At 41.3% G+C, this 8,168-nt stretch carries 10 protein-coding genes; 8 read left to right on the plus strand and 2 right to left on the minus strand.

Annotation, left to right across the window (positions count from 1 at the left end; translation table 11 throughout):
* On the plus strand, positions 1-876 hold an 876-nt coding region (locus ACTQ9S_RS13590; protein ID WP_440455246.1), incomplete at its 5' end, for a replication initiation protein.
* 54 nt (positions 877-930) lie between these two features.
* Here the strand turns inward: ACTQ9S_RS13590 and ACTQ9S_RS13595 are convergent.
* Together ACTQ9S_RS13595 and ACTQ9S_RS13600 are read right to left on the minus strand one after the other, a co-directional pair.
* Positions 931-1,674 carry a hypothetical protein gene (locus tag ACTQ9S_RS13595; protein ID WP_440455247.1) on the minus strand — a complete coding sequence of 248 codons (744 nt, stop codon included), beginning with the start codon at positions 1,672-1,674 and terminating at the stop codon, positions 931-933.
* Between the two features lie 31 nt (positions 1,675-1,705).
* On the minus strand, positions 1,706-2,329 hold the full coding sequence (locus tag ACTQ9S_RS13600; protein WP_440455248.1) for a VRR-NUC domain-containing protein: 624 nt from the start codon (positions 2,327-2,329) through the stop codon (positions 1,706-1,708).
* Positions 2,330-2,522: 193 nt separating this feature from the next.
* On the opposite strand from ACTQ9S_RS13600, the gene ACTQ9S_RS13605 reads away from it, so the two are divergent.
* From ACTQ9S_RS13605 to ACTQ9S_RS13635, 7 genes are all read left to right on the plus strand, one after another.
* Positions 2,523-2,855 (plus strand): plasmid mobilization protein, encoded by a 333-nt coding sequence (locus ACTQ9S_RS13605; protein WP_440455249.1) that lies wholly within the window; start codon positions 2,523-2,525, stop codon positions 2,853-2,855.
* Positions 2,856-3,556: 701 nt separating this feature from the next.
* Positions 3,557-4,111: an MbeB family mobilization protein gene (locus ACTQ9S_RS13610; RefSeq protein ID WP_440455250.1), complete on the plus strand. Its 555-nt coding sequence runs from the start codon at positions 3,557-3,559 to the stop codon at positions 4,109-4,111.
* A 900-nt stretch (positions 4,112-5,011) separates the two neighbouring features.
* Positions 5,012-5,614: a tetratricopeptide repeat protein gene (locus ACTQ9S_RS13615; RefSeq protein WP_440455251.1), complete on the plus strand. Its 603-nt coding sequence runs from the start codon at positions 5,012-5,014 to the stop codon at positions 5,612-5,614.
* A gap of 284 nt (positions 5,615-5,898) precedes the next feature.
* Entirely contained in the window at positions 5,899-6,495 is a 597-nt protein-coding gene (locus tag ACTQ9S_RS13620; protein ID WP_440455252.1) for a tetratricopeptide repeat protein, read from the plus strand.
* 180 nt (positions 6,496-6,675) lie between these two features.
* Positions 6,676-7,221, plus strand: coding sequence for a tetratricopeptide repeat protein (locus ACTQ9S_RS13625; protein ID WP_440455253.1), 546 nt, complete (start codon positions 6,676-6,678; stop codon positions 7,219-7,221).
* A gap of 125 nt (positions 7,222-7,346) precedes the next feature.
* Positions 7,347-7,658, plus strand: a complete 312-nt coding sequence (locus ACTQ9S_RS13630) for a tetratricopeptide repeat protein (protein WP_440455254.1) — start codon at positions 7,347-7,349, stop codon at positions 7,656-7,658.
* A gap of 54 nt (positions 7,659-7,712) precedes the next feature.
* On the plus strand, positions 7,713-7,823 hold the full coding sequence (locus tag ACTQ9S_RS13635) for a hypothetical protein (protein ID WP_440455255.1): 111 nt from the start codon (positions 7,713-7,715) through the stop codon (positions 7,821-7,823).
* Positions 7,824-8,168 lie beyond the last annotated feature (345 nt).

The raw sequence follows: 8,168 nt of genomic DNA on the forward strand, positions 1-8,168 counted from the left end.
ATGTTAATACTACCGGAAATATACGAAACACTCCCCTATAAGCCCTATTGCACCGATGATTTAGGTAATCTTGTCATTCGTCCTAGGCAAACTGCCGTCAAAATGCGGTACATCCAGCATAACCCTCCTTGTATGACCCACTTTATCTGTTTAGACATTGACCATGAACATGGCGCAATGCGTTGGGCAGAAGAATACCTACCACCACCACGGTGGACAAGCCAAAACCCCTCAAATGGACACGCTCATATCGTCTATGAGCTAAAAACGCCCGTTTGCACCAGTGAGCATGGCAGTCGTAAAGCTTTAGGTTATCTCGCTAAGATACAAGCAGGACTTGTCAGAGAGACAAGAGCAGACGTCGGCTATACCAACTTCATCACCAAAAACCCTATGCACGAGTATTGGCGTACCGAAGTATGGACGAAAGAAGCCTACGAGCTGAATTATCTAGCGGAGTTTGTTGACCTTAGACCTCTAACAACTAAAGAGAAAGAATACGGACTTGGTAGGAACTGCACCTTGTTCGATACCGTTCGCCATTGGGCATATTCTGCGATTAGAGAGCATCGAGGCAAGACTTGGGAGCAATGGTATAACTCTGTGCTTAAACACTCTCTGAACGTCAATATGATGTTTTTAGAGCCATTACCGTACTCAGAAATCAAAGCCACAGCCAAAAGCATTGCTAAATATTGTTGGAAGCGTGATGCCTACCACTACAATGAGTTCATCTATAGGCAGTCACTTAAAGGTAGTAAAGGCGGTAAAGTCTCTAAACGTCAGCCTGTAGCTACTTCAGAGCAGTCATTAAAGCCTTGGGAAGACTTAGGTATAAGTAGAGCCACGTATTACAGAAGAAAAGCAAAAAAATAGTGAGACTGGATAAGCCTAAATCAGATAACAGCCTTCCTAGTTTCCCTGCTTAGGCTATTTGGTGCCTTTGCTTTTGGCATGTAGTCTTGCAAGTGCCTTCATAAATGTAGCTGTTAGTTCTACGATAAATTCTATTTCGACTGCCTCGTCTCCGTGTTTTATTAAGTTATTCTGGTAGTCGGTGTAGTAATTTAATAGGGTGCGGAACATGTTCATGAAATATTTTGACCCACCATTTTTTTTTATGTATCCGCCTATTAGTTCTTTTTGGCCCTCTATTGATTTATTGTTCTCTAGTATTTCCTTTAATAAAAATTCTAGTGCTAACCGTACGTTATCCAAGCAGTTGCGGTCAAATGTTTCTTGGCCTAGTTGTGCTAGAGCTAACCTATAGAGCTTTAGGCTTCTCTTATGGTTTGTTAGCCAAGTTAGAGTATCCTCTACTAGCTCTACATTCAGTACTTTTGTGTTTGTATAGCCGAAAGCCTCTCCAAATCTATCTGCCAGCTGTGCTTTTAAAGTGGCTATTTTTTGGGGTGTCGGGTCATTTAACTTGGGATGTTTGCATAGTTCTTTGATTATATTGTACTGATCTTCTGCGTCAAAGACTTTCAAGTTAGCTAGTAGAGCATCTTTTTTATTTGGTTTGAAAGGATATTCGCCGTGAGGGATAGTTACTTGCTTATTGTTCGCGTACTCAATAAAAAACTCAATGATGTTTCTGCCTGAAAGCCCTAATTCTGTATCGCCTAGAACTTGAGCTGCGCTACTTAAAAATTCATCTGGTATTGTTTTCATTTAACCCCCTCAGTAATTATTATCTATATTTTTATAGTTTAGTTATTTGAAGAACTGATATGCAATCGGGCAATACGGATTTAAGTATCGGTATTATGTGAAGCTGATTTTTATGTAATCTATCAGTTGTCTTAACTTCTATAAGTTCGATCTTATTATCTTTTACTAGAGTTAAGTCAGGCCATCCGGCTACGTTTTTATATGGATCTTCAGCAATTATTCTTGCTATTTCAGCGAATACACTTAAAGATAATGAGTCAAATATAGCAAGTCCAACATCGAAAGAGACGCCCGTATCTAAGCCTGCTATGCGTATCTGATTAATTACTTCAATAAGATTTGAAGAAAATTTCAGCCTAGATATGTCTTGGATTGAGTCAATAATCTCATCTATGTCATCTTTGCATATTACAAATTGAGCCTGTAAGTAGCGACTACATGCATCTTCACGCAAGTTAAATGTATTAAATTTTGCTAATTTATCTAGCATAAGAGCTTTTAAGACATTATGAAACATGAAACCCTCTATCTTAGTTCCAATGTATCCTTGAGCTTCAAAGTAATTTAAAGCCGCAACTTCTGGTCTATCTACATAGGGCAGCTGGATTCTATCAAGCCTTATAGAGAGCTTTTCACATTGTGTTGCTAGTGGCATATATTTAACCTTATTTTAATAAATATCACTTAATACTATAGTATAGTTACTCTTTAAGCCAGCATATACCGTGGGTACAATATCCACTACGTTACTATTGACCCAAGGCATACTGGTAAGGGGAAACCCCTTAACCCCAACCCCTCACAAAAAGCCGTGAGGGGTAAAAACCAACCGCTAGACCGAGGTTAAAATGGCAAGGACAAAGTGGCTAAAAATCAGAGTGTCTGATGATGAGCTCCTAGACATTAAAAAGCGTGCAGGCAGACATGATATGTCTAACTACGTTCGTGGATTGGTGCTTGACCAACCGATAGCTGCGCCCGAACCCAAGCACAAAAAAATCGTCCATAGTGCCGATCCCGAGTTGGTGCGAGCGATTAATCGCATTGGCATCAACATCAACCAAATAGCCAAGCAGACCAACACAGGGCAAGAAGTCGGTAATGCCGTATTGATTGCCTTACTTGATTTGCAGACTACGTTAGACAAAGCACTAGCATCGAGCGTGCCCGATGATCGTTAAATTTTTCACCAATGGCACAGGTGGCAGCAAAGGCGTGTTCGATTACTTGCTCAAAGACAAAGAGCAGCCAGACGGCAAACGTCTTGATGCCGAAGTATTGAGGGGCGACATAGACAACCAAGCCTTGCTCATTGATAGCCTAGACTTTAAGCAAAAATATACCAGTGGTTGCTTATCGTTCACCGAGACAGCCGACGAGGTTACTACAGAACAAAAAAACGCCTTGATGGACGGCTTTGAGCAGACCATTCGAGCAGGGCTAGACGTTAATAGAGTCAGTGTTAGCTGGATAGAACATAGAGACAAAGGGCGATTAGAGCTAAACTTTGTCTTTGCCAATGTTGATTTAGAGCATGGCAGAGCGTTCCAGCCCTACGTCCACAGCGTTGATAAGCGCAGAGTGAACGCATGGAAAGACATGCAAAACATCGAGCATGGTTTTACCAACCCAAACGACCCAGCCAAAAAGCGATTAATGGCGCAGCGTGACAACCTACCAAGAGACGTTAAAGACGCAAGACAAGCCATTACTGACGGTCTAAAGGCATTAGTGGTTGAGGGCGTTATCAGCAATCGCAACGACGTTATTCAAGCCCTAACTGATGGTGGCTTTGAGATAGCGAGGGAAACGGACAAAGCAATCAGCATCAAAAACCCAGATCCTAAAGCAAAACGAAATATCAGGCTAACAGGCGGATTATATGAGCGAGATTTTCAGTTTAGCAGAGAAGTTCAAAATACAGTCAGAGAAGCAAGCGGAGATTATCGAGCAAGAAGTAGAGAACGCTACGACGCAGCTAAACAGCTTTATGACAGCGAAATTACAAGAAAGCGAAGCTATCATCAAGCAAGGCATGGAAAGCCTAGACACGAGCAACGAGCAGCTGCTCACGACCTTAGCAAAGCATCAAACCGATATGAGTACCGACCTCGACACTTATATGAGCAACGTCCAAGCCCATACCGTCAAGCATTTAAACCTATTCGCAAAAGACCTAGAGAAGACGATAGAAGCCTATACACAGCACATAGCAGAAATGATCGAGCAGAGAGAAGACCGGATAGCGAAGGTCATCAAGTCAGAGATGAGAAAATGGCTAATAGCAGCCAGTTTGGGCGCACTCGCCATGCTGCTATTGGGCTTAATCCTAGGGGCATCGCTGGTCAACAAATACTCGAAACCGATCTATATCAATCAACAGATCCAGCCACAACCGCAGATGCAGCAGCCCTCAATAAATTACGGGCAGAGGTAAGTCATGGACAAGAGACTATTAGAACAAGTGCAGCAAGCGATGCAAGCACAGCAGGATACGATAAAACGCCAAGAGCAGATGCTAGACGACCAAGAGCGATACATGGAGCAGATGCTCGACCAGAAAGATCGAGATATAGCGGAATTGACAGCCTTATTGAACAAATTAGCACAGACAAAAACACAAGAGCTGGAACGCTTACCGACGTTGTTCAAGCAGTTGCAAAGCTCAATGACAGAACAAACGAACGTGTTCAATGGTTGGGTAGCGCATCGGAAAAGTCACGTAACAACGCAAGCAATGTTGATAAGCGAGTTATTGGCTTTAGGAAACGTACAGATTCAACTCGTAGAGCAGTTGAAGACGTATCAGAGCACGATAACACCGCCCGACTATCTAGAGAGCGATATGACGCAAGTAGAGAGCGATATAGTGAAGTTAGAGGGCAAGTTGAACACATTAGCGAGCATACAGAGCGAAATCGAGCAGTCACAAGTGAAAATAACCGGATCGCAGACGGCAATACAAGTGGAATTGAAGGAATTAAACACCTTGCGGGACAAGTTAGAGAAGTGATCAAAGCTAAGGAGCAAGAGCTTGAGCGTGCTAGAGTGCCTACAAGGTCAAGGTCTCCAAGCATGGGTCGCTAGATAAGGCAGAAAAGTTGGTTTAGATTAGTTCATTAATTAAAGTCTAAGTAGAATAGTCTGTTAATAGTTTTCGCTGTATTTAGGAGCGTAATAGACTGCTTACATCGGAGTATATTCCCTATTGGATAATTTATATTAAATGGTTTTTAGCAAAAAAATTACTAAGCGGGTTACTCTAAAATATATTTGTTACCATACATAATGCTAAGCATGAATGTAGATCCAAAAAAATAGTCAACAGAGACATACCATGAACTTTATAAATACCTCGATAATACGTAGATTCACCCTTTTTTTAGTCGCTATGATGCTGTCTATTTGTACTATGGCAGCAGATTTTAACCAAATCCAACGTTTAGCTAACCAGGGTGATTCTAAAGCTCAGGCTATACTTGGGTCGATGTATTACGAAGGCAAAGGTGTTCGTCAGGATTACGCAAAATCGATCGAATGGTATACAAAAGCAGCCAATCAAGGCGATGCGAGTGCTCAAATTCTTCTTGGGTCGATGTATTACGAAGGCAAAGGTGTTCGTCAGGATTATGCAAAATCGATCGAGTGGTATACAAAAGTAGCTAATCAAGGCAATTCGAATGCTCAAGCCTTCCTGGGGGCGGCATACTCTGAAGGCAGAAGTGTTCGTCAGGATTATACAAAATCGATCGAGTGGTATAAAAAAGCAGCCAATCAAGGCAATGCAGGTGCTCAATATAATCTTGCGTTGATGTATTTCCAAGGTAAAGGTGTTCGCCAAGATTTAGTGCTTTCTAAAGAATGGGTAGGGAGATCTTGTGATAACGGATATCAATATGGTTGTGATGTGTATAGAGAGATGAATGAGCTAGGATTCTAACGTGCAATGGTTTGAATATGGAATAAAGGTCTAAACATACAATCTACTATTATATGTTTACTCAACGGATGTTTGCGTCCCGCTAACTAAGAATAAAATAACGATTCTATCTGTTTCTATCAATATTGCTTATCACATAGGTCCTGCTTTACTCGCACAAATTAGATTATGACAAATGAAAAACAGCATAAAAAAGTCACCGGCTCAGGTACTCTAAAATAGTTCTGCTACCATAGCAATAACGCACAAATGTAACTCCCAAAAAACCTCAGTAGAGACTCGCCATGCCACTGCTCAAAACCTCATTTATTCGTAAAGCAGCCCTGTTTTTAGTTGCAGCTATTTTTTCTCTTTCTGCTATCGCAGCAGATTTTAACCAATCGCAGCGTTTGGCCAATCGAGGCAATGCTATTGCTCAGGCTTTGCTTGGAGCGATGTATTATAACGGCGACGGTGTACGTCAGGACTATGCAAAGGCGGCTGAGTGGCATGAAAAAGCTGCCAACCAAGGGAATGTTGATTCTCAATTCATCATTGGTGGAATGTATTATCACGGCAAAGGCGTAAGGCAGGACTATGCAAAGGCTGCTGAGTGGCATAAAAAAGCTGCTAATCAAGGGGATTCTGATGCTCAATATAGCCTTGGTGGAATGTATTATCACGGCGAAGGCGTAAGGCAGGATTACATCAAGGCTGCACATTGGATTGAAAAAGCTGCTAATAAAAGGAATAGTGGTGCTCAGGCTATGCTTGGTGCAATATACTACGAAGGCAAAGGTGTGCGTCAAAATGTAGCGATTGCCAAAGAATGGTTTGGTAAGTCTTGTGATAACGGTCTTCAAGCTGGTTGTGATAGCTATCGAAAGCTGAATCAAAGATAGGCGCTGGATATGAAAGTTATAAGCATAAAAAAGTTACCGAGCTGAGTTCTCTAAAAGAGAACTGATAACATAGTAATAACGCACAAGTGCGAATTCTAAAAAACTAAACAGTAGAGCCATGACGTGACCCTTCCTAACACCTCGTTAATACGTAAATTAGCCCTTTTTTTGGTCGCTACTATGTTGTCTATATCTGCTATGGCAGCGGATTTCAACCAAACCCAACGTTTGGTCAATCAAGGTGAGCCTTATACTCAACTCATTCTTGGCATAATGTACTATGAAGGCGAAGGTGTGCGTCAGAACTATACAAAAGCAGCCGAGTTGTATGAAAAAGCAGCTAACCAAGGTCTTATCGATGCTCAATTTAACCTTGCTTTGATGTATGCCAAAGGCGAAGGTGTGCGTCAGAACTATACAAAAGCAGCCGAGTTGTATGAAAAAGCAGCTAACCAAGGTCATGGTATTGCTCAATACAATCTTGGAGGATTATATGTCAAAGGCGAAGGTGTGGGTCAGGATTATATAAAAGCTGCAAAATGGTTTAAAAAAGCAGCCAATCAAGATGATGCTCATGCTCAGATGCAGCTTGGTATGCTTTACGTCAGGGGTAACGGTGTGCATCAGAATATATGGGTTGCTAAAGAATGGTTTGGAAAGGCATGTGATAAGGGAAACCAAGAAGGTTGTGATGCATACAAGTTCTTGAATCAGCAAGGATATTAACTATAAAACCAGTGAACACTGTTTAAAAGGTAAAAACCCACTGAACTGATAGCTCGAAAATATGCCTGATACCATAGCGACAATCCACGAACGTAAATTCAAAAATCAATCAGTAGAGATACGCCATGCCACTGCTCAAAACCTCATTTATCAGCAAAATAACCCTTTTTCTAGCAGCAGCGATGTTATCTATCTCAGCGATGGCTACTGATTTCAATCAGACACAGCGTTTGGCCAATCAAGGAAATGCTGATGCCCAATTTAACCTTGGTGAGATGTATTATCTTGGCGATGGCGTATCTCAAAATTATACTACTGCTAAAAAGTGGTTTGAAAAAGCCGCTAACCAAGGTGATGCTACAGCTCAATTCAACCTAGGGTTTATATACGAGTATGGTCATGGTGTTCGACAAAACTATGGTACAGCTAAAGAATAATATCTAAAAGCCGCTAACCAAGATGATGCTACAGCTCAATTCAACCTAGGGGTTATATATGAGTATGGTCATGGTGTTCGACAAAACTATGGTATAGCGAAAGAATGGTATGGTAAATCTTGTGATATGGTGATCAAGATGGTTGTGATAATTATCGAATACTAAACCAAAGATAGGATGTTAAGTATTAGGTGGTTTTTGTTGTTAGATCAGTGTTTATGAAAAGCAATGCCTTAGGCGATCTTATTCAGATGCTAGTATAGGTATGTAATATGATGTAGTCACAGATTTTTAGAGCGATGTACGCCTTAAATGGCGTGACTTTGAGAAGAAATTGCTAATTGACGAAATAAGAATGAGAGCGTAAACTCAAGTGCTAGAAACGAGTAACCCCCAGTGATTGGCGTCACTAGGGGTTAGATGAATTTTAATCTGTGTCAGCAGATATAAAACCCACCATATTCGAACGGTCATTTTATATCAGCAGGCGCACCAACACAAGTGTGCGTG

This window comes from Psychrobacter sp. ASPA161_9 (genome assembly GCF_051970275.1).
Classification (GTDB): domain Bacteria; phylum Pseudomonadota; class Gammaproteobacteria; order Pseudomonadales; family Moraxellaceae; genus Psychrobacter.